Genomic DNA, 23,604 nt, shown 5'->3' on the forward strand with positions numbered 1-23,604 from the left:
GATACGCGACTCAGGGCTTGCCAGGGTGTTCGGCCTCCAGACCCAGGCTCCGGCTGTCACGGCCCCGGGGCTGCAGACGCAGGGGCAGCCAGAGCGTGACTCGGGTCCCCCGGCCGATCTGGCTGCAGACCTCCACGTCGCCCCCCTGCAGCTCAATCAGCTCCTTGACCAGGCACATGCCCAGGCCTGTTCCCAGGATGGTGCCGCTGGGGTCGGCGCGGTAGAAGCGCTCAAAGACCCGGCTGAGCTGGCTCTCGTTCATGCCAATTCCCTGGTCGCTCACGCGCAGGCCCCAGGCTTCCCGACCGTCCTTGAGCAGTCCGCGCCGGGCGTCGAGAAGCACCTCCCCGCCCTGCGGTGAATACTTGAAGGCGTTGGACAGCAGATTGCTCAGGGCCTGCAGGATCTTTCGCTCGTCGCCCAGCAGTCTCGCCGGACCATCCGCTGTGTCTTGCGCGCTCAGACTCTGCAGAGTGGGTGCGCGTTCATCGGGGGAGCAGAAGGCCTGTGCGGCATCCTGCAACAGCCGCTGCGGGTCCAGACTGCGAATCTCCAGGTCCTCGCCTTGGCGGGCTTCGATCCGCGCCAGATCGAGCAGCTGGCTGACCATCTCGATGAGGCGACCGGTCTGGCGGTGGATGGCCTGGAACATTTCCTGCTGGCGTTCGGCTTTGTAGCGGCCACACAAGAGCAGCTCGACAAAGCCGTGCACACTGGTCATGGGCGTGCGTAGCTCATGCGCGGCGGTGCTCAGAAACTCGCTCTTCATGCGGTCGATCTCGAATTCCTGCGTCACATCCTGCAGGCGCAGCACCAGGCCGGAGTCCGGAGCGGGTTGCAAGTCGAGCCGCACCATGCGTTGACCCGTAAAGCGCAGGACCTGACCCTGCAAGGGGCTGGGCTGGGCCCGCAGGGCTGCGGCTTCGATCCGCCGGCTCTCCTGCCCGGACAGGCGAGCCTGGCAGAGCTCGGCAACCTGCTGGAGATCTAGACCCAGCAGCTCACTGCGCGGCAGCACGAGCAGATCGGCCAGGGCCTGATTGGCGATCTTGAGCACGGCATTGGCGTCGAAGTACGCGATGCCCTGGGGGCTGAGCGCCAGCACGGTTTCCAGCTCTGCGCTGCGCTGGCGCAGGCGCGCCGCCTGCTGGACCGCATCGTCCAGGGACATCTTCATGGTCTGATGAATCATCAGCATGTCGCCCAGCGCATCGTGCAGGGCGAAATGCTCGAAGCCCAGGCCGTGGGTGCGGAGTTGTGACTGCTCGGTGATGATGGCCGCACACAGCAGCAGCGCAGTGCCGTCCGACTGGCTCAGTACACTGCCGCGCAGCATCACAGGTGGCTTGTGCTGGGTGCGCAGCACACACAGGCTGCCCTCGTAGCGCGCCCAGTCGGCGTTCTGTGGATCCAGTCCCCGTGGGCGTCGGATCTCGATGTGCTCATGGATCGTGCTGCCTGGTCGCAGCCCTGGTATCAGGTGCAGCAAGCTGGCGCCACAACTGATCAAGCGGCCCTGGGGGTCGACGTGTAGAAAAAAGGGAAAGGCAGCCGCGAGACGGTCGCCGCTGAGGCTGGGCGCGGGCTGCTCGGACATGGCGGCCTGCCCGCTTCAGGCGGGCTGGATGCGTATCTCGAAACGATCGGCTGCAGCGCCCTGCGACCGGTCGTCGGTCTGGCTGACCTCGATGGTTTCGCCAAAACGCTTGGCAAGACCATGCAGGAGACCCTCCACAAAGGCCGAGAGCCCTGGTCGCTGAGATTGGTAGAGCAGGACGAATCGGTCAGGCTCTCCGCTGGGATGGTCCTGCAGCTCGAAGTAGGGCATGGACATTTCGCTGAACACGGTCTCGACGCGCCCATGCATATCGTTGAGCCGCGAAAGGAACTCCCGGGTGCTGTGACCGAAGCCGTCCAGCAAGTCGCCGTAGCCCTTTTGTGCCGTGAACAGGATCCAGTGCTCGCCGAAAGCGTGCAACACCTCGGTGGCCGGCAGGCCCAGCTCCTCGCTGGCGGCGCCGACCAGCTTGTAGGTGAGCTCGTCCGGGTAGGTCTGCATGGAGAGAAACTCATCGTCCGGGTAGCTGGCGCGCTCGCGAATCCTCTGCCAGCCGGGTTCCCCGCGCAGGGATATCACCAAGTCTCGAACCGCGCGATTGACAAGTCCGTACATCGCTATACCTCCGCGTGCAAAGCACTTTCAGCTTCAATGTAGGTCCGACGCCCGGGTCTGTCTTGGTTTTCCGTTCGTCCATGTCGTGAAGATGTCACGCGCGGGGCCAAGCCGCATCGGCCCCGCGGCCGCCGGCCGACTGGCTGTTCAGCGACCTCCCGCCACATCAAGGGTGGTCGCCACGGTGTAGCTGGCGGCATCCGAGAGCAGCCAGGCAATCGCCTCGGCCACCTCCTCGGCCCGGCCCAGGCGCTGGATGGGAATGCCGGCGGTGGCCGCGGGCAGCAGCTCCGTGGTGCCGCTGTCGGCATGGATCTCGGTCTCGATGATGCCCGGGCGCACGCCGTTGACGCGAATGCCCTCGCCGATCAGCTCCCGGCCCAGGCTCACGGTGAGGCTGTCCACCGCGCCCTTGCTGGCCGCGTAGTCGGCATAGATGCCCGGTGAGCCCAGCTGGGCGGCGCGCGAGCTGAGGTTGACGATGGCCCCGCCCGCGCCGCCCTGGCGCGTGCTCATGCGCCGCGCGGCCTCGCGGCTGCACAGCAGGGTGCCGAAGACATTTACCGCGAACAGGCGCTGCCAGCGCGCCATGTCCATCTGGGCCAGACGCTGGGCCGGCACCACGATGCCGGCGTTGTTCACCAGGCCGCTCAGGCGGCCCAGCGCGGCGTCGATGCGGGTGAACATGGCCAGCACCTGGGCCTCGTCCGCCACATCGGCCTGCAGGGCCAGAAAGCGCTGACCCGGGTGGGCGGCGCGCAGCTCGGCCTCCAGGGCCTGGGCGCTGGCAGCGTCGCGTGCGTAGTTGAGGGCCAGGTCATGCCCGTGCGCGGCGAGCAGCCGGGCGGTGGCGGCGCCGATGCCGCGGCTGGCTCCGGTGATCAGGGTGAGCGGGGCAGGTTTCATCGCAGCGCGGTTGCTGGCCGGGATGCGCTGGATGATAGGCGCTGAATGGCTCAGGCCAGGGCCACGCGGTTGCGTCCCAGATGCTTGGCCCGGTACATGGCGCTGTCGGCGCGCGAGATCAGCAGATCGGTGGCATAGGGCGGGCTGCTGGCCAGGCCGATGGACAGCGTCACCTGCAGGCCCGGGGCGATGCCGTCCCAGGGGAAGGACTCGACGCACTGGCGCAGGCGCTCGCAGACCTCGAAGGCGCGGTCGGGCACGGTGTCGGGGAAGAGCACCAGGAACTCCTCGCCGCCGTAGCGCAGCAGCAGGTCGCTGCCGCGGGTGTTGTCGCGCAGCATCTGGGCCAGCTGCTGCAGCACCCGGTCGCCCACCGTGTGGCCCAGCTGGTCATTGATGAGCTTGAAGTGGTCGGCGTCGATCAGCGCCAGGGTCAGGACCTGGTCGGCCGCTTCGGCGGCACGCAGCAGGGCGGGCATGCGCGACTCCATGCAGCGGCGGTTGCCCAGACCGGTGAGCGGATCCAGCTCCAGATGGGCCTCCAGAGTCGCGGCGCGGGCCTCCTGATGCTCGGCGCGCTGGCGGGATTGCTCTGCCTCCAGCCGCGTCACGAAGAAGCGCGACTGTGCCATCAGCTGGGCCGTGGCGCGGCGGCGCTCGATGTGCTGGTAGCGCTCGAACTGCAGCAGGGCTTCCTCGAACAGACCCAGCCGGCGCGCCGCGCGGTACAGCGCATGGTGGGCGCGCAAGGCCGTGGCGGCGGGCGCGCGTTCGCCGGCCTCACGCATCAGCAGGTGCAGGTCCGCATAGGCGTGCTCCGCTTGGTCGCACTGCAGTTGCAGCTCGGCCAGGGAGCAGCGCAGCCGCCAGGCCTGAGCCTCGAAGCCGTGAGCACGCGCCTGGTCCAGGGTTTGTTCCAGCAGGGCCTTGGCCGCGTCCAGATGGCCGCTGTGAAGCAGGGCCTCGCCCAGATTGCCCTCGGTCATGACCCGGGCAAAGGGATCGCCATAGGCCTCGGCGTGCGGACGTACCTCTTGGGCGTAGCGCAGCGCACGCTCCAGCGCATCGGCGCAGGCGGCGTCATGGCCGCTGTCACGCAGCAGATAGAAGGCGCCCAGCGCCACGCCGCAGAGATTGTTCAGCGTGACCACACGCTCATGCAGGGAGGGCTGCTCGCGCACCAGCACCGCCGCTTCCATCATCAGGCGCTCGGCCTGCCAGGGGTCGCCCATGCGCTCGAAGGTGGCGCCCAGGGCGTTCAGTGCCAGGGCGACCAGGCGGCTGTCGCCCAGCTCCTGTGCCACCGCGTAACCCTCGTTGGCACAGCGCATGGCGGTCTCGAAGTCGCCGGTCTCAAAGCCGGCCAGGGTCATCCAGCGCAGCAGCTCGCCGAGTTCGATGCTGGGCCCCTGGGCCTGCATGAGCGGCAGCAAGGCTTCGCCAGCTCGGAGCAAGGCATGCAGATCACCCCGTCGGTAGAGAAAGAAGGCGCGCAGGCGGCCGGCCTCAATCTGCTCGGCCAGCAGCCGCTGTTCCCGGGCCAGATCCCAGGCGCGCTGTGCCAGGGTCAGACCCTCGTCCAGGCGCGATTGAGCCTGGGCCTGCCGGGCCTCGGCGAGGCAATGGCTCAGGGCATCGGCATGCTGGACCTCGGGACTGAGGGCATCGGACATGGGTGCTTTTTTACATCGTGTCACAAGAGCATGAGCGTAGCCGCAGCCTGCCGCGGGGCCTGCGCCCTTCCGACAATTTGTGCGCGGAGCGCCCAGTCGGGCGCAGTGCTCAGCGGCTGGTCGGCATCACGAACTCGGCGCCCTTGCCAATGCTGGCGGGCCAGCGCTGCATCACGCTCTTCTGCTTGGTGTAGAAGCGCACGCCTTCCTCGCCATAGGCATGCATATCGCCGAACAGGCTCTTCTTCCAGCCGCCAAAGCCATGCCAGGCCATGGGCACGGGGATGGGCACATTGATGCCCACCATGCCCACCTGGATGCGGCGGGCGAACTCGCGCGCCACATGGCCGTCGCTGGTGAAGCAGGCCACGCCGTTGCCGAACTCATGGGCGTTGACCAGGTCCACCGCCTCGCCGAAGTCCGGCACGCGCACGCAGGCCAGCACCGGGCCGAAGATCTCTTCCTTGTAGATGCGCATGGCGGGCGTCACATGGTCGAACAGGGTGCCGCCGGTGAAGAAGCCGCCCTCATGGCCAGCCACCTGGTGGCCTCGCCCGTCCACCAGCAGGGCGGCACCTTCCTCCACGCCCAGCTGGATATAGCCTTCGATCCGCTCGCGCGCCTCGCGGGTGACGATGGGGCCCATCTCGGCCTCCAGCTCCATGCCGTTCATGATCTTGAGCGCGCGGGCGCGCTCGGCCAGCTTCGGGATGATCTTGTCGGCTACATCGCCCACCAGCACCGCCACCGAGATGGCCATGCAGCGCTCGCCGGCCGAGCCGTAGGCGGCGCCGATCAGGGCGTCCACGGCCTGATCGATGTCGGCGTCGGGCATCACCACCATATGGTTCTTGGCACCGCCCAGGGCCTGGACGCGCTTGCCCAGGCGGGCGCCGGTCTCGTAGATGTACTGGGCGATGGGCGTGGAGCCCACGAAGGACAGGGCCTTGACGTGCGGATGGTTCAGCAGGGCGTCCACCACCACCTTGTCACCCTGCACCACATTGAAGACACCGTCGGGCAGGCCGGCCCGCTTGAAGAGTTCGGCGATGAAGAGGCTGGGCGAGGGATCGCGCTCGCTGGGCTTGAGGATGAAGGCATTGCCGGTGGCAATGGCCACGGGCGCCATCCACATGGGCACCATGAAGGGGAAGTTGAAGGGCGTGATGCCGGCCACCACGCCCAGGGGCTGGCGCATCGTCCAGTTGTCGATGCCGGTGGAGACCTGCTCGGTGTAGTCGCCCTTGAGCAGCTGGGGCACGCCGCAGGCGAACTCCACGATGTCGATGCCGCGGCTCACCTCGCCCTGGGCGTCGGTGAAGACCTTGCCATGCTCGGCCGTGATCATGGCGGCCAGCTCGTCCTTGTGCTGGTTCAGCAGCTCCAGGAACTTGAACATCACGCGGGCGCGGCGCAGCGGGGGCGCATCGGCCCAAGGACCGAAGGCGGCCTGGGCAGCGGCCACCGCGCGCTCCACATCGGCCACGCTGCCCAGCTGCAGCTGGCGCGCCACCTGGCCGGTGGCGGGGTTGTAGACCGCCTGATTGCGGCCGGCCGTGGCCTCGGCCGGCGCACCGGCGATGAAGTGGGTGATGTCGCGCGAATCGGTGTAGGCGGGCACGGGGGCGAGGGCCATGGCGGTCTCCGGGTGAGGACTTGTTGCGGCGCAGTCTAGGCCGCGCCCCCGCGCCTGCCAATCGGCTGGCAGTGATTTGATTGTTCAATAATCCGAACAATGGACGCCCGCGACGAGCACCCCAAGCCTCCCGCCCTGCCCGAGCTGCGCAATGAGCTGCTTTGGGGCCAGCTGCATGCCCTGCTGGTGATCGCCCAGCTGGGCAGCTTCACCAAGGCGGCCCAGCGCCTGGCCCTGTCCAAGGCCGCGGTGAGTCAGCGCATTGCCGATCTGGAGCGGGCCATGGGCCAGCAGCTGGTGGCGCGCACCACGCGCTCGGTGCGCCTGAGCGAGGCCGGCCAGCGCCTGGTGGAGGAGACCGAGGCCAGCTTCGCCCAGATCACCCGCAGCCTGGCCGAGGCGCGCGACGCCGCCGGCCAGCCGCGCGGCCTGCTGCGCGTGACCGCGCCCGTGGCCTTGGGCCGCCAGCATGTGGCGCCGCAGCTGGAGAGCTTCTTCCGCCGCTACCCGGAGATCCGCATCGAGCTGGACCTCTCGGACCGCCTGGTGCCCCTGGCCCAGGAGGGCTACGACCTGGCCATACGCCACACCAGCAGCCCGCCGGACACCCATGTGGCGGTCAAGCTCTGCGCCTCGCGTGCCCTGCTGGTGGCCAGCGGTGCCTATCTGCGGCGCCAGGGCGCGCCCGCGCATCCGGCCGAGCTGGGCCAGCATCAATGTCTGCCCTATCTGCGCCCGGGGCCAGCGGTCTGGCTCTTCGAGCGGCGCGGCGCCGCGGGCGGGGAGCGGCTCAAGGTGCCGGTGCAGGGACCCTTGCGCGCCGGCAATAGCGAGGTGCTGCGCGAGGCTGCGCTGGCCGGTCTGGGCATCGCCCTGCTGCCCGATTTCAGTGCCGCACCCGCGGTGCGCGCCGGGCGGCTGCGCGAGCTGCTGCCGGACTGGCGCCCAGCCGGCTTCTTCGGCGACGGCATCTATGCCATCCACCCCTGGAGCAGCAGCACGCCGCGGCCGGTGCGGCTCTTCACCGAGCATCTGAAGGCGGCGCTGGCGGCGGGCTTCGAGGGCGCCCGAGGCGGCGGATAAAAAAACGCCCGACCGGCAAGCCGGGCGGGCGGTGCAAGTCCTTGGAGGCAAGGACGTCGTTGGGATCGGTGCCCGGCCTGAACCGGGCGTGCTTGCAATGTAGCCGCGGGCTTGGGGCGCCGCCCATCCCACCCTTAGGGGATGCCAGCGGAAATGTGCAAGCGCCTGTATCCGCAGGTTCAGGGCCATGGTGCGGCGGCTGATGTGAGAAAAAGGACGTGGCGGGAGCGCATCGTGGCGCGATAGTGGCGAGACAATCGAGGCATGAGCACGATGACGACCCCCAGCAAGCCCGCAACCCAGCCCCTCAGCGAGGCCGAGATGGAGCGACTGCAGGACCTGCTGGACGCCCTGCCGGCGCCGCTGGAGCCCCTGGACATCAGCATGCTGGACGGTTACCTGGTCGGTGTGCTGCTGCAGCCCAAGGCCGTGCCGGCGCATCAGTGGCTGCGTCCCATCCTGGACAGCGAGGGTCGCGAGCTGCCCCCGGGCCTGCAGACCGAGCCCATCCTGGCCCTGTGCAAGCGCCGCCATCAGCAGCTCAACCGCGCCATTGCGGAGCGCCAGTGGTTCGACCCCTGGGTCTTCGAGCTGGGCGATGAGGATGGGGACGATGAGGACGAATTCGACAGCGATCCCTCCGAGGTGCTGCTGCCCGGGGTGGCCGGCTTGGCCCTGGCCACCGAGATCTTTCCCGATCTGATGCGCCAGGAGGCCAGCCAGCTGCTGGAGCCCCTGGCCGCGATCTACCGCCATCTGGATCCGGACGATCTGGAGGACGCCGATGATCTGCTGGAGGAGATCGAAAGCCTGGAGCCCGCCGCCGATCTGGAGGAGGCGGTGGAAAGCCTGGTCGCTGCCTGTCTGATGCTGGCCGACATCACCCGCCCTCAGGCCCAGGCGCCGCGGGCCGCGCCGGCCAGGCCGGGTGCCGGCCGTCGCACGCCGCCGCGCCCGGGTGCGGCACCCGGCGGCCGCGGCCCGCGCAAGCCCCGCTGAGCTTTTGCTCAGCGCGCCGCGCCGAAAAGGCGCGCGGCGTGCAGGCCCAGGCCGGTGGCCACCGAGGCGAAGCGGTCGCCGCGCACCGCCTCGGCCGCCGGGAAGGCGGCGGCAATGCGCTCGGCCAGCAGGCGCAGGCCGGTGGAGCCGCCGGTGAAGTAGAGCGCATCCACTTGGTCAATCCGCAGGCCGGCCTGCCGCACGGTGTCGCGCCCGGCCTGCACGATGCGCTCCACATCGCTGTCCAGGGCCTCCAGGGCCTGGCTCTCGCCCAGGGGCACGCGCAGGCCGCTTTCCACGAGGCCCAGGTCGATCTCGGTGCTGCCGCCGCCGGACACGGCGATCTTGGCGTCTTCGGCGCGGCCCGCCAGCTCATGGCCCAGATGGTCTTCCAGCACCGTCATCAGGCGGGCGTGGTGCTGAGGGTTGCCGTAGAAGCTGCGCATGCCGCGCAGCTCGGCCACGCGCTGCGGGCTGTAGACGGTGTTGATCAGATGCCAGGTGGCGAGGTCGAAATAGATGCCGCTGGGCACCTCGCGCGCGGGCTGGCCGGGACGCTCGGGGCCCAGGGAGCGGTAGCCCAGCTCGCGCAGGATGGAGGCCAGCTCGATATGGCGGTCGAAGTCGGTGCCGGCGATGTGCACGCCGTGGTTGGCCAGGATGTCCTCGCGGCGGTCCAGGCGTGCCATGCGCTCAGGGCCCACGCGCACCACCGAGAAGTCGGAGGTGCCGCCGCCGATATCGGCCACCAGCACCAGGCGCTCGCGCGTGGTCTGGCGCTCGTAGTCGAAGGCCGCGGCGATGGGCTCGTACTGGAAATGCACCTCACTGAAGCCCACGGCATGCGCGGCCGCCTCCAGCGAGGCCTGGGCCGCGGCGTCGCGTGCGGGCTCCTCGTCCACGAAGAAGACCGGGCGGCCCAGCACCACGCGGTGCAGGTCTTCCGGCGCGCCCGCGGCCTGGGCCTGGCGACGCAGGCGCTTGAGGTAGCCGGCCAGCATGTCGAAGTAGCGCACGCCGCGGCCGCCGCCCACATCGGTGCTCTGCTCGATGAGGCTGGAGCCCAGGATGCTCTTCATGGAGCGCATCAGCCGGCCTTCCACGCCCTCCACATAGGCGGCCAGAGCGGCGCGGCCGAAGGCGCGCGGCGGGCCGTCGGCATCATGCGGGCCCTCGGCGTAGTAGAAGACCGCCGTGGGCATGGTGAGCTGGCCGGGCTCCAGCTCCACGAGGCGGGTGCTGCCCTGCGGCGCATCGGGCGCGCTGCAGGGAATGGCGATCGCGGAGTTGGACGTGCCGAAGTCGATCGCGCAGAAGGAGGGGCTCATCATGGCTCGCACACCGCAAAAATGGGGTCGCGGATTGTAGTGGCCAGGGGCGGACCGCCCAAGCCCGCCGGGCTGAGCCCGGATCCAATCAGACCGTGGCCACGCGGCGGGCGGGCAGGGCGTCGCCGTAGAAACCGAAGGCCATCTCCGGGGCCTGACCGGCCATCAGCTCGGCCAGGGCGCGGCCCGAGCCGGCGCCATGGGTCCAGCCCAGGGTGCCGTGGCCGGTGTTGAGCCAGAGGTTGCTGGCCTTCTTGCTGCGGCCGATATAGGGAATATTGGTGGGGGTGCTGGGGCGTAGGCCGGTCCAGTAGTTGGGCTCGCTGGTGTCGGCCACGCCGGGGAAGAGCTCCTCATAACGACGCACCAGAGCGGCGCAGCGCGCGCGTGCCGTCGGGTTGTCGAGGCTGAGGTCGAAGCCGGCCAGCTCGGCCGTGCCGGCGATGCGGATATGGTCGCCCAGGCGCGAGATGGCGAGCTTGCGCCCGTCGTCCAGCAGGCTGACCACGCTGGCCGCTTCCGGGCGCTTGAGGCGCAGCGTGGCCGAGTAGCCCTTGGCGGGGTAGATGTTGAGATGTTCGCCCAGGGGCTTGAGCAGGGCGGGTGCGTAGGAAGCCAGGGCCACCACATAGGCGTCGGCGCTGAGGCTGGTCTTGCGGCCGCTCAGACGCGAGGCCACCACGGCGCCGCTTATGGTGCCGCCCGCCGTTTCCAGGCCCAGCACATCATGCTCCCAGAGAAAGGTGGCGCCACGCTGGGCACAGAGCTGGGCCAGCTTCTGGGTGAAGACGCGGGCATCGCCGGATTCGTCGCTGGGGGTGTAGGTGCCGCCGAACACGCCCTGCTCGAAACTGCGCAGCGCAGGCTCCACGGCGAGCACTTCTTCGCGATTGAGGACGCGGCGATCCACGCCATGACGCTGCATGATCTCGGCGGCGCCGGCGCCGGCATCGAAGTCGGCCTGGCTGGAGAAGAAGTGCAGGATGCCGCGCTCCAGTCGGTCGTACTCGATGCCGGTGCTGGCCACCAACTCCTTCATGGAGGCGTGGCTGTAGCGACCCAGCTGGATGAGTTGCTCCACATTGCGCTCGAAAGCGGCGGTGGTGCATTGGCCCAGGAAGCTCAGACCCCAGCGCCATTGAGCCGGGTCCAGCCGCGGGCGGAAGAGCAGGGGCGAGTCGTCCTTGAGCAGCCATTTGGCCACCTTGAGTGGCGCGCCGGCATTGGCCCAGGGCTCGCAGAAGCAGACCGAGATCTGCGCGCCATTGGCGTAGCTGGTTTCCAGCGCGGCGTCGGGCTGGCGGTCGACCACGATCACCTCGTGACCCTGCTCCAGCAGATACCAGGCGGTGCTGACACCGATGATGCCCGCGCCCAAAACGACAACCTTCATGACGGCCTCCTCATAGCGTGTCCGGCCCGACCATGGGGGCTCAGTATGACTCTCGGACCCGGGCCTGGTCTACGCGGGGACATATCCCGTCGGGGTGGTCGCACGCGACCGGGCAAGGGTGGGCCGGATTGTGCTCAGAGCCGATGAATTGATGAAGTGTCATTCATATTTCTCGGAGTACATTAGCATCACTTATGAAAGACCTGGACTCAGCCGGACTGGACTGCCTGGCCGCACTGGCCGATGAGCACAGCTTTGAGCGTGCCGCCAAGGTGCTCAGCATCACGCAGAGCGCGGTTTCGCAGCGACTGCGCAGCCTGGAAGCCCAGGTGGGTCAGTTGCTGGTGGTGCGATCGCGCCCCTTGCGCCTGACGGAGCCCGGCAAATTGCTGCTGCGCTATGCGCGCCAGCTGCAGGCATTGCGAGCCGATGTTCTGCGGGAGCTGGGTGCGGGCCTGGCGCCCCACGAGCGCCTGGCCATTGCGGTGAATGCCGACAGCCTGGCGACCTGGGTGCTGCCGGCATTGGACGGCATGGTCCAGCGCGGCCTGAGCGAAGGTTTTGGTCTGGAGCTGGTGGTCGATGACCAGGACTTCACCCATGACCGCTTGCGCCAGGGCGAGGTGCTGGGCTGCGTGAGTACCGTGCGTCAGGCCCTGCGTGGCTGTGCGGTTCAAGCCCTGGGCGTGATGCGCTATGTGGCGGTGGCCAGCCCGGCCTTTGTGGCTCGGCATCTGCCTCAAGGGCTGACGGCGGCCAATTTTGCCCAGACGCCGTTCCTGGTCTTCAATCGCAAGGACGACACCCAGTCGCTCTGGGTCTCCAAGGCCTTCGGTCTGCGCTCGCCGAGGCTGCGCGAACGCTTTGTGCCCTCCAGTGAGGCCTATGCCCGGGCGGTTTGTCTGGGTTGGGGTGTGGGGGTGGCTCCGGAGCTGCAGCTGCGGCCCCTGCTGGACAGTGGGGAGCTGGTGGCCCTGCGTCCCGAAATCAGCGTGGATGTGGGCTTGTACTGGCACCAGTGGAAGCTGGTGGCGGAGCTGGAAGCGGCCCCTGCACGTGCGGCCCTGCTGGATCAGGTGGGCCAAGCTCTGGCATTGGGGGCCCGTCAGGCCCTGGCCCCGCTGCCCTAGCCGGCGCTGAGAGGCAAGGCAGGTGCGCTGTTTACTTTACTTGGCGCTGGTCTGCTGCTCGGCGAGCAGGACCTGGGTCTGTTGAGCTGTCGCCTTGCCCTTGGCCAGGTCAAGCCTCGGGGCTGGCGGCGCGCCCGCATGCTGGCTGATCAGGGCCAGCATGAGAGCGCCGAGGACGGCGGTGCAGACAATGGCTCGGCTGAGCCAAGCATGGATGGCAGGCGTCATAAAGATTCTGTGGGCCGGGTCAAACCCGAGGCCGCGAAGACTAAAGGGGCTATGCCCTGCGAAACATCCTTCCTCGGAGGGATGGACCGAATGCGCCAGTAGGCCTTTGGCGGTAGCTTTGTGCCACCGCGAGTTGTAACGGTAGGCGAGGGCGTGCGTTTTTCCCAACTGCGATGGTTTGAACCCCTAATTTGGTGATTCCCCGCACGCCGTGCGCGAGCACACTGGAGTCAACCAGCGAAGTTAGCGAGGTCCATCATGCGATTCACTCCCGCACTGCGTTTCTTCCGCAAGAACTCGCTGCCAGGGGATGCGCATGATCCCGCCGACCTGGGTACGGCTTTTGGCATGGAAGCCAGCCTGGAGGGTGACCCCAGCGAGGGGCCGCAGCTGCAGCGCTCATACCCCCTGGAGTCGGAGCAGATGGCTGCTCAGCCAGCGACGGAGTCGCCGCTGGCCTGGTTGAGCCGGCGCAGCGGCAAGCACTGAAGCTGTGGACGGTCTGGCGACCGTCCAGGTTCAGCTATCGCTGCAAAGTGCTGCTTCAGCGCACCAGCAGGGTCGGCACGTTGGTATGGGCCATCACCTTGGTGGCGACCGAACCCATGACCAGATTGCCCAGGGTGCTGTGGCCGTGTGAGCCCATGATCAGCAGATCAAACTTGCCCTTGTCCGCGATGCCGGCGATGACATCGGCCGCGGCGCCCACCTTGTGGACAAACTCGGCCTGCATGCGCTGCTTGGTGAAGAAGGTGCGCAGGGTCTTCAGCACCTTGTCGGCCTCGTCGTTGTAGTAGCTCTTGAGCACTTCCTTGTCCAGCACGGCGGCGGCGCGAGGCGGCACGGCGGGCACGGCATGCAGCACCGTGTACTGGTGTCGGTCGCCCAGCCACTCATCGTGTGCGGCCAGATAGGCCAGCATGCGCTTGGTGTAGGGGCTGCCATCGACGGCGACCAGAATCTTCATGCTCCACTCCTTCGTTTAGGTTTGCCAACAATGGCTCTGTCTTGCCTATGCAGTCTGTCAAAGAGGGTCGTGATGCAGCTTGATGCTTGTCAAGTAGCGAACACCTCCACGCAGCGCTGGTCATCGTAATTCAAGGCTTCGCCGCGCTGGCTGTGGCCGCGCGCATTGCAGACCACATGGCAGCCGTGCAGGCGGTAGTCGTGGCGGCAGTGCAGATGCCCATGCAGCCACAGCCGGGCGCGTGGCAGCAGGTCTTCGTCGTTGTTGCAGAAGCTCGCGGTGCCGGGCTGGCGGCCGTAGCGCGGGTCGGCACTGTGGATGCTGGGGCCGAAATGCGTGATCACCACGGTCGCATCCCAGTCGGGGCCGCTCTCCGGGGCTGCCAGGGTTTCGGCCAGCCAGGCGCGGCAGCGCAGGGCCTGCTCGCGCACGGCAGGAGCGTCAAAGGGGTGGCCGTGGCGGCTGCTGTTCATCACCCGCTGGAAATAGCTGCCGGCACGCAGGGCGCGTTCGCGCTGCGAGGGGCCGAAGAGATCGAAATCGCACCAGCGCGTGCTGCCCACGAAGCGCACGCGCCGGCCCTGGGCATCGCGCATCAGATGCACGCCGTCGTCCAGCATCACGAAGCCCAGCTCGGCGGCCAGGGCGTGCAGACCGGCCCGGGCCGCGTCAAAGTCGCGGCCATCGTACTCATGGTTGCCCGGCACGAAGAGCACGGGCACCGGCCAGCCGGCAAAGCGGCGCAGACCGTGCCAGCCGCTGTCCACATCGCCGGCCAGCACCAGGGCCTCGACGCCGGGTGCGGGCCGGGGCTGGAAGTCTTCGGTCTCGAGGTGCAGGTCCGAGATCAGCTGAAGTCGCACGTCGTCAGCATTCAGGCGGCTGGCCGAGCGGCTGCCGCTGATCCGGCTTTGCCGGTCAGCCGGCAGTGCCCCCTCGAGGGGGCGGCCGCAGGCCGTAGGGGGGGAGCCTTAGTTGGCGCCATGGCATTGCTTGTACTTGCGGCCCGAGCCGCAGGGGCAGGGGTCGTTGCGGCCGACCTTGGGCAGGTCGCGGCGCACGGTCTCCACCTTGTAGCGGTGCTCTTCGGTCAGGTCGCGCAGATCGGCCACGGTGACCACCAACTCCTCGACGGCGTCGTCGAAGTCCTTGAGCGGATGGTCGCGGTCCAGGGTGGCGACCACTTCCTTCTCTTCCGGCGTCTCGGCCGGCAGGTGGCGGTACAGGCGGGCCAGGGCGGCCATCACCGCGTCGTCCGGCATCTCCGAGAGTTCGGGGAAGCACAGGCAGGCATGCTGGAAACCGGCCACCCAGGGCAGCAACGCGCGCGAGATGGGGCTCATCGCGGCAAAAGTGGGGTCTTCGTCGGAGGCGACGTCGGCATTGCTGGGATCGTCCAGATCCAGCACCACCGGATCGAACCAGCCGTTCTCCACCATGGCGCGGTTCAGGGCCTTGTAGCGGCGGTCCACCAGGGCCTGGATGCGGGCCAGCCAGACCGGGTCGGCGTCGTCGGGCAGCAGGCCGCCGTCGTAGTCGAAGATATTGGGCAGCCACTCCTCGATGTCGATCATGCGCGGCTGCACCAGCACGCCGCAGAGGTAGCCGTCCAGCATCGAGGCGTCCAGCGGCTGCAGGGGCTCGGGCGTGGTGGCGAGGAGTTCGTCGAGTTCGGCGAACTCTGCGTCGGTGAGGTCGGTTTGCGGGGTGCTCATGTCCCGATTGTCGCTGTTGTGGCGCGCTTTGCGGCCTCGATCAGGCGTTCGCGCATCCAGCGCATGGCGCTGCGGCCGTCGTTGCGCAGATGCCAGAGCATGTCCACATGCACCCGCGCCAGGGGCATGGGCAGGGGGCGCTCGACCAGCTGGCCTTTGTAGCCCGTGGCTTCCACAAAAGAGGCGGGCAGGACGGTGAGCAGGTCGGAGTGGGTGACGATACGGCCGGCGGTGAAGAACTGGTTGACGGTCAGCATGATGCGCCGCGAGCGACCGAGTGCGGCCAGGGCCTCGTCGGTGAAGCCATGCGGCCGACCGGAGAAGCTGACCAGCAGGTGGTGGGCGGCGCAGTAGCGGTCCAGATCCAGTGCGCCCTCGGCCAGGGGGTGGCCGCGGCGCATCACGCAGACGTACTCGCTCTCGTAGAGCCGGTGCTGGCGCAGGGCGGCCATGCTGCCCAGGGACTGCAGGGCGGCCACGGCCTGAGGGAAGTAGCCCAGGGCGAAATCGGCCTCGCCCTGCTCCAGCAGGCTGCGCGGGTCGCGGGTGGTCAGCGGCAGCACATGCACATTGGCCAGGGCCTGGGCGGCCTCCATCTGCACCACCAGATGCGGCAGCAGCAGGGCGGCGGTGGAGTCGGCCATGGCCAGGCGGAAGGTGTATTCGTCGCGTTCGGGCTGGAAGTCGTCCGGATCGAGCAGGCCGCGCAGGCGGTCCAGGGCGGCCCGCACCTCGGGCCACAGACCCTCGGCCCGCGAGGTGGGCTTCATGCCGAAGGCCTGACGCACGAAGAGCTCCTCGCCCAGGGCTTCGCGCAGGCGCTTGAGGGCATGGCTGACGGCCGGCTGGGTCATGGCCAGGCGGTCGGCGGCCCGGGTCAGGCTGCGTTCGGCCATCACCGCGTCAAAGACTTTCAGCAGGTTCAGGTCCAGGTTGCGGAAGTTGGTCACGAAGGTTCTCTGATATGCGCCGCGTTTATATATCCAATGCACAAGATTCATTTGCTGCAAGTCTAGGGTTAACCCCATACTTCGCCCCGTCGTCGCCACAAGCGCATCAATAAATCCAGGAATTCAGTCATGAGCGTTGCTTCCCACACCTTTGGTCTCCCCCTGTCCCGCAGCCTGGCCCATAGCGGCTCCTTCGCCGCCATCGGTGCTCGCGTCTGGCTGCGCCTGATCGACAGCATCAAGACCCAGTACCGTCTGGCCGCCGAGCGCCGCGCCGAGCGCGAGCTGCTGGCCCTGGCAGCCCAGTACGAGTCCAGCATGCCTTCCTTCGCGGCCGAACTGCGCGCCGCCAACGCTCGCCGTCGCTGAGATCCAGGCCTCGGCAGTACCGAGCCTGGCGGTCAAGCCAAGGCATGAAAAAAGCCCGCTCCATGAGCGGGCTTTTCATTTGCACGGTTAGTGCTTACTCAGCAGCCAGGTCCTGCTCGATCTTGGCCTTGACGGCAGGCAGCGCGGCCGGCAGATGGTGTGCCAGCTGGGCGAAGAGCTCTTCGTGCAGCTTCAGCTCGGCGGCCCAGTCGTTCTTGTCGATGCGGGTGGCGACCTCGAACTGCTCCCTCGTGAAGTTCAGGCCCTCCCAGTTCAGATCTTCGTAGCGCGGGGTCACGCCGAAGACATGCTCCTCGCCGGACGGGTTGCCGCTCACGCGGTCCAGCATCCACTTGAGCACGCGCATGTTCTCGCCGTAGCCGGGCCAGACGAACTTGCCGTCGGCGCCCTTGCGGAACCAGTTCACGCAGAAGATCTTGGGCAGGGTGGCGCCCGAGGCCTGCAGCTTGGCGCCCAGATCCAGCCAGTGCTGGAAATAGTCGCTCATGTTGTAGCCCATGAAGGGCAGCATGGCGAAGGGGTCGCGGCGCACCACACCCTGCTGGCCGGCGGCCGCGGCGGTGGTCTCGGAGCCCATGGTGGCCGCCATATAGACACCCTCCACCCAGTCGCGAGCCTCGGTCACCAGGGGCACGGTCGTCGAGCGTCGGCCGCCGAAGATGAAGGCGTCGATCGCCACGCCGGCCGGGTTGTCCCACTCGGCGTCCAGCACCGGGTTGTTGGTGGCGGCCACGGTGAAGCGGGCATTGGGGTGCGAGGCCTTGGCGCCGGTGGCCTTGGCGATCTCGGGCGTCCAGTCATTGCCCTGCCAGTCGATCAGATGAGCCGGTGGCGTGTCGCTCATGCCTTCCCACCAGACATCGCCGTCGTCCGTCAGCGCCACATTGGTAAAGATCACATCGCGCTGCAGGCTGGCCATGCAGTTCGGGTTGGTCAGGGTGTTGGTGCCCGGGGCCACGCCGAAGTAGCCGGCTTCGGGGTTGATGGCGTACAGGCGGCCATCCTGGCCGGGCTTGATCCAGGCGATGTCGTCGCCGATGGTCGTGACCTTCCAGCCGGCGAAGGCCTTGGGCGGGATCAGCATGGCGAAATTGGTCTTGCCGCAGGCGCTGGGGAAGGCGGCGGCCACATGTTGCTTCTTGCCCTCGGGACTTTCCACGCCCAGCACCAGCATGTGCTCGGCCAGCCAGCCCGGGCTACCGGAGGGCCCCTCCGAGGCCGCACGGCCCATGGTCGAGGCGATGCGCAGCGCGAAGCACTTCTTGCCCAGCAGGGCGTTGCCGCCGTAGCCCGAGCCATAGGACCAGATCTCGCGGGTCTCGGGGTAGTGGACGATGTACTTGGTCTTGTTGCAGGGCCACTTCACATCGGCCTGACCCGGCTCCAGGGGCGCGCCCACGGTGTGCACGCAGGGCACGAACTCGCCCTCGGCGCCCAGCACGTCCAGTACCGCACGGCCCATGCGGGTCATGATGCGCATGTTCACGGCCACATAGGGGCTGTCGGAGAGCTCCACGCCAATGTGGGCGATGGGCGAGCCGATGGGACCCATGCTGAAGGGCACCACATAGAGGGTGCGGCCGCGCATGCTGCCCTTGAACAGAGCCTGTTCACCGGTCTGCAGCAGGCGGCGCATTTCGGCCGGGTCCATCCAGTTGTTGGTGGGGCCGGCATCTTCCTTGTTGCGCGAGCAGATATAGGTGCGGTCTTCCACGCGCGCCACATCGCTGGGATCGCTCCAGGCCAGATAGCTGTTGGGACGCTTGGCAGGATTGAGTTTCTTGAAGGTACCAGCCTCGACCAGTTGCTGGCACAGGCGCTCATACTCGGCCTGCGAGCCGTCGCACCAGTACACCTCGCGCGCTTCGGTGAGCGCGGCGATCTCGGCCACCCAGGCCACCAGGCGCTGGTGCTTCACATAGGCCGGCACATTCAGGCGCAGGCCTTCCATCAGAGGTTGGTTCATGACGTTCCCAATCAATTAAAAAGCGGAATTGGGTCAGGCCCGCCGAGCGATCCTGACCCAATGCCGCCAGACTGTGGAAGCGTCGATTCATTGTCGCCGGGCTGTAACCTCGCCGTAACCTCCCTGGATGAGGTGCCCATGCATTTCCCGCATGAACTAATGCCGACTTGGCCGGCTTTGTGCGCGGCCCGGGCCAGGCAGAGGTGGCGCGGCACAATCGCGCACCATGAAAGTGCTCAGCCTCAACACCTCGCTCGTCCAGGATTTGCTGCTGGACGACGGTCGCCGCGTGCCCAGCGGCATCGCCAAGCGGGCCCGAAGCGGCGTGGTGGAGCTGGGGTCACTGGGCCTGGAGGGTGATGCCCAGGCCGATCTGAGCGTGCATGGCGGCCTGTCCAAGGCGGTCTACGCCTATCCCAGCGAGCACTACGCCTTTTGGCAGACGGTGCGGGCCCAGGCTGGCGTGGCCGACTGGGGCGAGACCCTGGCGCCGGGCAGCCTGGGCGAGAACCTGACCCTCGCAGGCCTGCAGGAGCAGCAGGTCTGGATCGGCGATGTGCTGCGCTTCCCCGAGGCCGAGCTGGTGGTCAGCGAGCCGCGCTACCCCTGCTTCAAGTTCAATGCCGTGATGGGCTTCAAGCAGGCCGCCAAGCTGATGACGCAAAGTGCCTGGTGCGGCTTCTATCTGGCGGTGCAGACGCCCGGCCGGCTCGCGGCCGGCCAGGGCTTCGAGCTGATCCCCGGCCCGCGCGAGGTGGGGATCAGCGAGCTGTTCCGCGCCAAGACGGGCGGCAGCAAGTCGCGCGCCTGAGGCCGTTCAGCCCTCGGCGCGCATCGTCTCAGGCGCCGAGCGCCGGGTAGTCGGTGTAGCCCTCGGCGCCACCGCCGTAGAAGGTCTCGCGCACATAGGGCTGCAGGGCCGCGTTCAGGCGCAGGCGGCGCACCAGGTCCGGGTTGCTGATGAAGTCGCGCCCGATGGACACGGCGTCCGCATGGCCCTCGGCCACGGCCTTGATCGCCATCTCGCGGGTGTAGCCGTTGTTCACCATCCAGGGGCCCTGGAAGCGCGCGCGCATGGCGGCGTAGTCGAAGGGTGCCACATCGCGCGGGCCGCCGGTGGCGCCTTCCACCACCTCCAGAAAGGCCAGCTTCAGCGGCGCCAGGCGTTCGGCCACATGGTTGAACAGGGCCTGGGCATCGCTGTCCTGGCCGATGTCATTGCTGGGCGTCACCGGGCTCAGGCGCAACGAGGTGCGACCCGGGCCAATCGCCTCGGCCACCGCCGTCATCACCTCGATCAGCAGGCGGGCGCGGTTCTCGATGGAGCCGCCGTAGGCATCGCTGCGGTCATTGGCGCTGTCGCGCAGGAACTGGTCCAGCAGATAGCCGTTGGCCGCATGCACCTGCACGCCATCGAAGCCGGCTGCTATGGCATTGCGGGCGGCCTGGGCGTAGTCGGCGATCAGCTGCGGGATCTCCTCGGTGGCCAGGGCGCGCGGCGTGTCGGTGGGCACCAGCTCGCCGTGGGCGGCATAGGTGCGGGTCTTGGCGGCCCGCGCGGTGGACGAGACCGGGGCGGCGCCGCCCGGCTGCAGGCGCTTCACCGAGATGCGGCCCACATGCCAGAGCTGGATCACGATCTTGCCGCCGGCCGCGTGCACCGCCTCGGTCACGGTCTTCCAGCCGGCGATCTGCGCGGGGCTGTGGATGCCGGGGGTGTCGAAGTAGCCCTGGCCGTCGGGGCGGATCTGGCTGGCCTCGGTGATGATCAGGCCGGCACTGGCGCGCTGGCGGTAGTACTCCGCCTGGGCGGCACCCGGAATCTGCTGGGGCGCGCGGTTGCGCGTCAGCGGGGCCATGACGATGCGGTTGGCAAGCTGCAGCTCGCCGAGCTGGACGGGGTCGAAGAGATTGGGCATGGAAGAGGTGGACGGCCGAAACAGCGGGGGCGGCTCAGGCAGATGGTGGGGGGATGCGGGATTGCAAGAGTGGCTAGCCTAGCGGGAAGCGCGGGCCGGTGCCGTCCTACCGGTGACAGCCCATCACGGCAGTTTGCTATGGTCCGGGGGCCGCAGGCCGGCGCGCCGTTTTCAGTAGACTCGCGCGCCCGCCCGGGCAGGGTTGAAAACATGGGTATGGAGCGTGCCTTGATTCTTCAGAGCGATCTCCCATCCGCCGCGGTGCTGCCGGGGCGGCGTCAGTTGCTGTGGCTGGGGGCCGCCGCCCTGCTGCTGCCCGCCCGGGCCCAGGCCCAGGTCCAGGCCCAGGCCCAGGTGCTGCGCGTCGGGCCGCAACGCGAGCTGCGCAGCCTGGCCGCCGCCGCTCGGGTGGCGCGCGACGGCATGCGCATCGAGGTGGATGCGGGCGACTATCCGGGCGATGCGGCCGTCTGGCGCCAGCGTGGCCTGCAAATCGTGGCCGTGGGTGGCCGGGTGCGGGTGCCGGCCCAGGGCGCTCATGCCGAGGGCAAGGGCATCTTCGTCACCGCGGGCGAGGACATCAGCATCCAGGGCCTGGATTTCAGTGGCGCGCGCGTGCCCGATGGCAATGGCGCCGGCATCCGCCTGGAGCGGGGCAGCCTGCTGCTGCGCGACTGCAGCTTCCGTGATTGCGAGATGGGCGTGCTCAGCAGCAATGACGCCACGGCGCGCCTGACGCTGGAGGGCTGTGAATTCAGCCATGCCGCCGCGCGGCCGGGTGGGCGGCCCGCCCACCTGCTCTATGCCGGCCGCATCGCGCAGCTGCGGGTGCAGGGCTGCTACTTCCACCAGGGGCGGGTGGGCCATCTTATCAAGAGCCGGGCCGCGCTGAGCGAGATCTTCTACAACCGCCTGACGGATGAGCCGGGCGGCCGCGCCAGCTACGAGCTGGAGTTTCCCGATGGGGGCCAGGCCTGGGTGCTGGGGAATCTGATCCAGCAAAGTGCCAGCAGCGAGAACCCGCACCTCATCGCCTACGGGGCCGAGAGCCTGCATCACCCGCGCCGCGAGCTCTATCTGCTGCACAACACCCTGGTGGACAACCGGCCCGGTGGTGGCAGCTATCTGCGCGTGCCGGCGGGGCAGCTGCGGGTGCAGGGCTACAACAATCTGCTGGTCGGCGGCGGCCGCATGCCCACGGAGTCCGGCTGGGACTGGCGCAACAACCTGGCGGTGGACTGGGATGTGTTCGAGCGCGCCGCGCGCGAGGACTTTCGGCCCCGTCCGGCCAGCGGGCTTCAGGGGCGGCTGATCGAGCCCGCGGCCCTGCCCGATGGGCGGCAGCCGCGCCTCACGCATCAGTATGTGCACCCGCGTCAGGCGCTCGCCCTGGCCGGCCCGCCCCGCTATCCCGGAGCCTTCCAGCCCTGAGCCGGCGGCCCTGAAGACGGCACAAGGCGCTACAGTGCGGGCCTATGCTCGCCTATCGTCACGCCTTTCATGCCGGCAATCATGCCGATGTCCTCAAACACCTGGTGCTCGCCCAGGTGCTGCGCTATATGGGCGAGAAGGACAAGGCCTACACCGTGGTGGACACCCATGCCGGGGCCGGCGGTTACTCCGTCGAGAGCCGCTATGCCCAGAAGAATGCCGAGTACGGCAGCGGCATCGCCAAGCTCTACGACCGCAAGGACCTGCCCGCGCCCCTGGCCGCCTATGTGGACCTGGTGCGCCAGTTCAACCCCGATGGCCAGCTGCGCCAGTACCCCGGCTCGCCGGCCGTAGCCAATCTGCTGATGCGCGAGCATGACCGCCTGCGCTGCTACGAGCTGCATCCCACCGACCACCGCATCCTGGCCAGCTATCTGGAGAGCCGGCCCAACACCCAGGTCTCGGACCGCGACGGCTTTGCCAGCCTCAAGGGCGAGCTGCCGCCGCCTTCGCGCCGCGCCGTGGTGCTGATGGACCCCCCCTACGAGATCAAGACCGACTACGCCAAGGTGCTGGCTGCCCTGCGCGAGGGCCTGCAGAAGTTCGCCGAGGGCGTGTTCCTGATCTGGTACCCGCAGCTGCAGCTGCTGGAATCCAGCCAGCTGGCCCAGCGCCTCAAGGCCACGGCGGACGTCTCGGCCAAGAAGGGCTGGCTGCATGTGCGCCTGACCGTGGCCCAGGCCGACGAGCGTGGCTACGGCATGCTGGGCAGCGGCATGTTCATCGCCAACCCGCCCTACACCCTGCACGACGAGCTGCAGGAATGCCTGCCCTACCTCGTCGAGCGCCTGGGCCAGTACGACAGCGCCAACTTCGTGCTGGAACAAAAGGCCGTTTAAGCCCGCGCACGACCTCGGCCACCCCTGTATTCCCCAGCGACACCCGAGGATCCGGCTCCGCCGGTCCTACGGGTGTGCCCCCTTGAGGGGGCGGCCGCAGGCCGTAGGGGGTGGGCTCAATACCCCACCGTGAAGCGTCGGCGGATGTGCTGGCGCTGTTCCAGCTCGTCGACGATGGCCACGGCCAGGTCGGCGGTGCTGATGCGCGCGGGCTGGCCCTGCGCGTCCAGCACCGGCTGCTCCAGCGCCACGCGGTACTGGCCGCGGCGCTCGCCCGGCTCCAGATTCACGGCCGGCGACAGAAAGGTCCAGTCCAGGCTGCTTTCCCGCTGGATCAGGTTCAGGGCCTCGCGCGCGGCCAGGGCACCCTGCTTCCACTCGGCCGGGAAGTCCGGCGAGTCCACCAGCTGCAGGCCCGGGGCGGCATACAGGCTGCCCGCGCCGCCCACCACCAGCAAGCGCTTGAGGCCGGCGGCCTTGACGCCCTCGTAGATGGCGCGGGTGCCGGCGAGGAACTCGTCGTAGAGCTCGGCCACGCCCCATCCCGGGTTGTAGGCGCTGACCAGGGCCTCGGCGCCAGCCAGGGCGGCGGCCACCTGGGCGGGGTCGCGCACATCGGCCTGGCGCACCGTCAGGCCGGGTCGGGTGGCCAGCTTGGCCGGATCGCGGGCCAGGGCCAGCACCTCGTGGCCGCGCGCCAGCAGTTCATCGAGCACGGCGCGGCCGACATAGCCGGTGGGTCCGATCAGAGCGACTTTCATGGGATCTGTCCTTCAGGAGGGGCGCCGGGCACCGGGAGGGTGGGCGCGGGTGTTGTC

Annotated in this window: 23 protein-coding genes; 8 read left to right on the plus strand and 15 right to left on the minus strand. The window is 68.4% G+C overall.

The annotated features are described in order from the left end of the window. Positions 1–10: 10 nt before the first annotated feature. The 5 genes from ACK5F2_RS02405 to ACK5F2_RS02425 all read right to left on the minus strand — a co-directional run bounded on the left by ACK5F2_RS02405 (position 11) and on the right by ACK5F2_RS02425 (position 6,373). Positions 11–1,597, minus strand: a complete 1,587-nt coding sequence (locus tag ACK5F2_RS02405; RefSeq protein ID WP_409862499.1) for an ATP-binding protein — start codon at positions 1,595–1,597, stop codon at positions 11–13. 15 nt (positions 1,598–1,612) lie between these two features. Continuing rightward, the gene (locus ACK5F2_RS02410) at positions 1,613–2,173 is read right to left on the minus strand and encodes a heme NO-binding domain-containing protein (RefSeq protein ID WP_409862500.1); all 561 of its coding nucleotides are present in this window, start codon (positions 2,171–2,173) and stop codon (positions 1,613–1,615) included. A gap of 147 nt (positions 2,174–2,320) precedes the next feature. Next, positions 2,321–3,079: an SDR family oxidoreductase gene (locus ACK5F2_RS02415; RefSeq protein ID WP_409862501.1), complete on the minus strand. Its 759-nt coding sequence runs from the start codon at positions 3,077–3,079 to the stop codon at positions 2,321–2,323. Between the two features lie 50 nt (positions 3,080–3,129). Next, on the minus strand, positions 3,130–4,752 hold the full coding sequence (locus tag ACK5F2_RS02420; RefSeq protein ID WP_409862502.1) for a diguanylate cyclase: 1,623 nt from the start codon (positions 4,750–4,752) through the stop codon (positions 3,130–3,132). Positions 4,753–4,861: 109 nt separating this feature from the next. Next, entirely contained in the window at positions 4,862–6,373 is a 1,512-nt protein-coding gene (locus ACK5F2_RS02425; protein WP_409862525.1) for a CoA-acylating methylmalonate-semialdehyde dehydrogenase, read from the minus strand. A 114-nt stretch (positions 6,374–6,487) separates the two neighbouring features. Between ACK5F2_RS02425 and ACK5F2_RS02430 the strand changes: the two genes are divergently transcribed. Together ACK5F2_RS02430 and ACK5F2_RS02435 are read left to right on the plus strand one after the other, a co-directional pair. Beyond that, positions 6,488–7,471, plus strand: coding sequence for a LysR substrate-binding domain-containing protein (locus ACK5F2_RS02430; RefSeq protein WP_409862504.1), 984 nt, complete (start codon positions 6,488–6,490; stop codon positions 7,469–7,471). Positions 7,472–7,735: 264 nt separating this feature from the next. After that, complete coding sequence (locus ACK5F2_RS02435; protein ID WP_409862506.1) at positions 7,736–8,470, plus strand: YecA family protein; 735 nt, start codon at positions 7,736–7,738, stop codon at positions 8,468–8,470. An 8-nt stretch (positions 8,471–8,478) separates the two neighbouring features. On the opposite strand, the gene ACK5F2_RS02440 is transcribed toward ACK5F2_RS02435, so the two are convergent. Together ACK5F2_RS02440 and ACK5F2_RS02445 are read right to left on the minus strand one after the other, a co-directional pair. Continuing rightward, positions 8,479–9,801 carry an Hsp70 family protein gene (locus tag ACK5F2_RS02440; protein ID WP_409862507.1) on the minus strand — a complete coding sequence of 441 codons (1,323 nt, stop codon included), beginning with the start codon at positions 9,799–9,801 and terminating at the stop codon, positions 8,479–8,481. An 85-nt stretch (positions 9,802–9,886) separates the two neighbouring features. Further along, on the minus strand, positions 9,887–11,191 hold the full coding sequence (locus tag ACK5F2_RS02445) for a D-amino acid dehydrogenase (protein WP_409862508.1): 1,305 nt from the start codon (positions 11,189–11,191) through the stop codon (positions 9,887–9,889). Between the two features lie 194 nt (positions 11,192–11,385). Between ACK5F2_RS02445 and ACK5F2_RS02450 the strand changes: the two genes are divergently transcribed. Next, a complete protein-coding gene (locus ACK5F2_RS02450; RefSeq protein ID WP_409862509.1) occupies positions 11,386–12,321 on the plus strand; it encodes a LysR family transcriptional regulator ArgP in 936 nt (311 codons plus the stop codon). Positions 12,322–12,357: 36 nt separating this feature from the next. Here ACK5F2_RS02450 and ACK5F2_RS02455 read toward each other — a convergent pair whose 3' ends face one another. Beyond that, on the minus strand, positions 12,358–12,483 hold the full coding sequence (locus ACK5F2_RS02455) for a hypothetical protein (RefSeq protein WP_409862510.1): 126 nt from the start codon (positions 12,481–12,483) through the stop codon (positions 12,358–12,360). Positions 12,484–12,807: 324 nt separating this feature from the next. Here ACK5F2_RS02455 and ACK5F2_RS02460 point away from each other — a divergent pair, with 324 nt between their 5' ends. Continuing rightward, positions 12,808–13,038, plus strand: a complete 231-nt coding sequence (locus tag ACK5F2_RS02460; RefSeq protein ID WP_409862511.1) for a hypothetical protein — start codon at positions 12,808–12,810, stop codon at positions 13,036–13,038. A gap of 55 nt (positions 13,039–13,093) precedes the next feature. Here the strand turns inward: ACK5F2_RS02460 and ACK5F2_RS02465 are convergent, their stop codons facing one another. The 4 genes from ACK5F2_RS02465 to ACK5F2_RS02480 form a co-directional block, all read right to left on the minus strand. Continuing rightward, a complete protein-coding gene (locus ACK5F2_RS02465; protein WP_409862513.1) occupies positions 13,094–13,516 on the minus strand; it encodes a universal stress protein in 423 nt (140 codons plus the stop codon). A gap of 89 nt (positions 13,517–13,605) precedes the next feature. Further along, positions 13,606–14,379: a metallophosphoesterase gene (locus tag ACK5F2_RS02470; protein ID WP_409862514.1), complete on the minus strand. Its 774-nt coding sequence runs from the start codon at positions 14,377–14,379 to the stop codon at positions 13,606–13,608. A 108-nt stretch (positions 14,380–14,487) separates the two neighbouring features. Continuing rightward, positions 14,488–15,231, minus strand: a complete 744-nt coding sequence (locus tag ACK5F2_RS02475; RefSeq protein ID WP_409862515.1) for a UPF0149 family protein — start codon at positions 15,229–15,231, stop codon at positions 14,488–14,490. Continuing rightward, positions 15,228–16,181: a LysR family transcriptional regulator gene (locus ACK5F2_RS02480; RefSeq protein WP_409862516.1), complete on the minus strand. Its 954-nt coding sequence runs from the start codon at positions 16,179–16,181 to the stop codon at positions 15,228–15,230. The genes ACK5F2_RS02475 and ACK5F2_RS02480 overlap by 4 nt, the downstream gene beginning before the upstream one ends. Before the next feature lie 129 nt (positions 16,182–16,310). Here ACK5F2_RS02480 and ACK5F2_RS02485 point away from each other — a divergent pair, with 129 nt between their 5' ends. Beyond that, on the plus strand, positions 16,311–16,550 hold the full coding sequence (locus tag ACK5F2_RS02485) for a hypothetical protein (RefSeq protein WP_133601761.1): 240 nt from the start codon (positions 16,311–16,313) through the stop codon (positions 16,548–16,550). 94 nt (positions 16,551–16,644) lie between these two features. Here ACK5F2_RS02485 and ACK5F2_RS02490 read toward each other — a convergent pair whose 3' ends face one another. Then, on the minus strand, positions 16,645–18,537 hold the full coding sequence (locus ACK5F2_RS02490; protein ID WP_409862517.1) for a phosphoenolpyruvate carboxykinase (GTP): 1,893 nt from the start codon (positions 18,535–18,537) through the stop codon (positions 16,645–16,647). A 226-nt stretch (positions 18,538–18,763) separates the two neighbouring features. Between ACK5F2_RS02490 and ACK5F2_RS02495 the strand changes: the two genes are divergently transcribed. Beyond that, complete coding sequence (locus ACK5F2_RS02495) at positions 18,764–19,348, plus strand: MOSC domain-containing protein (RefSeq protein ID WP_409862518.1); 585 nt, start codon at positions 18,764–18,766, stop codon at positions 19,346–19,348. 28 nt (positions 19,349–19,376) lie between these two features. Here the strand turns inward: ACK5F2_RS02495 and ACK5F2_RS02500 are convergent, their stop codons facing one another. Next, complete coding sequence (locus ACK5F2_RS02500; protein WP_409862519.1) at positions 19,377–20,456, minus strand: alkene reductase; 1,080 nt, start codon at positions 20,454–20,456, stop codon at positions 19,377–19,379. A gap of 228 nt (positions 20,457–20,684) precedes the next feature. Here ACK5F2_RS02500 and ACK5F2_RS02505 point away from each other — a divergent pair, with 228 nt between their 5' ends. Further along, entirely contained in the window at positions 20,685–21,887 is a 1,203-nt protein-coding gene (locus ACK5F2_RS02505) for a hypothetical protein (RefSeq protein ID WP_409862520.1), read from the plus strand. 44 nt (positions 21,888–21,931) lie between these two features. Beyond that, positions 21,932–22,786, plus strand: coding sequence for a 23S rRNA (adenine(2030)-N(6))-methyltransferase RlmJ (locus tag ACK5F2_RS02510; protein WP_409862521.1), 855 nt, complete (start codon positions 21,932–21,934; stop codon positions 22,784–22,786). Between the two features lie 116 nt (positions 22,787–22,902). Here ACK5F2_RS02510 and ACK5F2_RS02515 read toward each other — a convergent pair whose 3' ends face one another. Beyond that, entirely contained in the window at positions 22,903–23,547 is a 645-nt protein-coding gene (locus ACK5F2_RS02515; RefSeq protein ID WP_409862523.1) for an NAD(P)-dependent oxidoreductase, read from the minus strand. Positions 23,548–23,604: the final 57 nt, after the last annotated feature.

The sequence above is a fragment of the Roseateles sp. genome (assembly GCF_046300915.1).
GTDB lineage: Bacteria > Pseudomonadota > Gammaproteobacteria > Burkholderiales > Burkholderiaceae_C > Kinneretia.

Coding starts and splice junctions, on each gene's coding strand:
- ACK5F2_RS02405 (WP_409862499.1), bottom strand. CDS start 1,597: ATGTCCGAGCAGCCCGCGCCCAGCCTCAGCGGCGACCGTCTCGCGGCT.
- ACK5F2_RS02410 (WP_409862500.1), bottom strand. CDS start 2,173: ATGTACGGACTTGTCAATCGCGCGGTTCGAGACTTGGTGATATCCCTG.
- ACK5F2_RS02415 (WP_409862501.1), bottom strand. CDS start 3,079: ATGAAACCTGCCCCGCTCACCCTGATCACCGGAGCCAGCCGCGGCATC.
- ACK5F2_RS02420 (WP_409862502.1), bottom strand. CDS start 4,752: ATGTCCGATGCCCTCAGTCCCGAGGTCCAGCATGCCGATGCCCTGAGC.
- ACK5F2_RS02430 (WP_409862504.1), top strand. CDS start 6,488: ATGGACGCCCGCGACGAGCACCCCAAGCCTCCCGCCCTGCCCGAGCTG.
- ACK5F2_RS02435 (WP_409862506.1), top strand. CDS start 7,736: ATGAGCACGATGACGACCCCCAGCAAGCCCGCAACCCAGCCCCTCAGC.
- ACK5F2_RS02440 (WP_409862507.1), bottom strand. CDS start 9,801: ATGATGAGCCCCTCCTTCTGCGCGATCGACTTCGGCACGTCCAACTCC.
- ACK5F2_RS02445 (WP_409862508.1), bottom strand. CDS start 11,191: ATGAAGGTTGTCGTTTTGGGCGCGGGCATCATCGGTGTCAGCACCGCC.
- ACK5F2_RS02450 (WP_409862509.1), top strand. CDS start 11,386: ATGAAAGACCTGGACTCAGCCGGACTGGACTGCCTGGCCGCACTGGCC.
- ACK5F2_RS02455 (WP_409862510.1), bottom strand. CDS start 12,483: ATGCTGGCCCTGATCAGCCAGCATGCGGGCGCGCCGCCAGCCCCGAGG.
- ACK5F2_RS02460 (WP_409862511.1), top strand. CDS start 12,808: ATGCGATTCACTCCCGCACTGCGTTTCTTCCGCAAGAACTCGCTGCCA.
- ACK5F2_RS02465 (WP_409862513.1), bottom strand. CDS start 13,516: ATGAAGATTCTGGTCGCCGTCGATGGCAGCCCCTACACCAAGCGCATG.
- ACK5F2_RS02475 (WP_409862515.1), bottom strand. CDS start 15,231: ATGAGCACCCCGCAAACCGACCTCACCGACGCAGAGTTCGCCGAACTC.
- ACK5F2_RS02485 (WP_133601761.1), top strand. CDS start 16,311: ATGAGCGTTGCTTCCCACACCTTTGGTCTCCCCCTGTCCCGCAGCCTG.
- ACK5F2_RS02490 (WP_409862517.1), bottom strand. CDS start 18,537: ATGAACCAACCTCTGATGGAAGGCCTGCGCCTGAATGTGCCGGCCTAT.
- ACK5F2_RS02495 (WP_409862518.1), top strand. CDS start 18,764: ATGAAAGTGCTCAGCCTCAACACCTCGCTCGTCCAGGATTTGCTGCTG.
- ACK5F2_RS02500 (WP_409862519.1), bottom strand. CDS start 20,456: ATGCCCAATCTCTTCGACCCCGTCCAGCTCGGCGAGCTGCAGCTTGCC.
- ACK5F2_RS02510 (WP_409862521.1), top strand. CDS start 21,932: ATGCTCGCCTATCGTCACGCCTTTCATGCCGGCAATCATGCCGATGTC.
- ACK5F2_RS02515 (WP_409862523.1), bottom strand. CDS start 23,547: ATGAAAGTCGCTCTGATCGGACCCACCGGCTATGTCGGCCGCGCCGTG.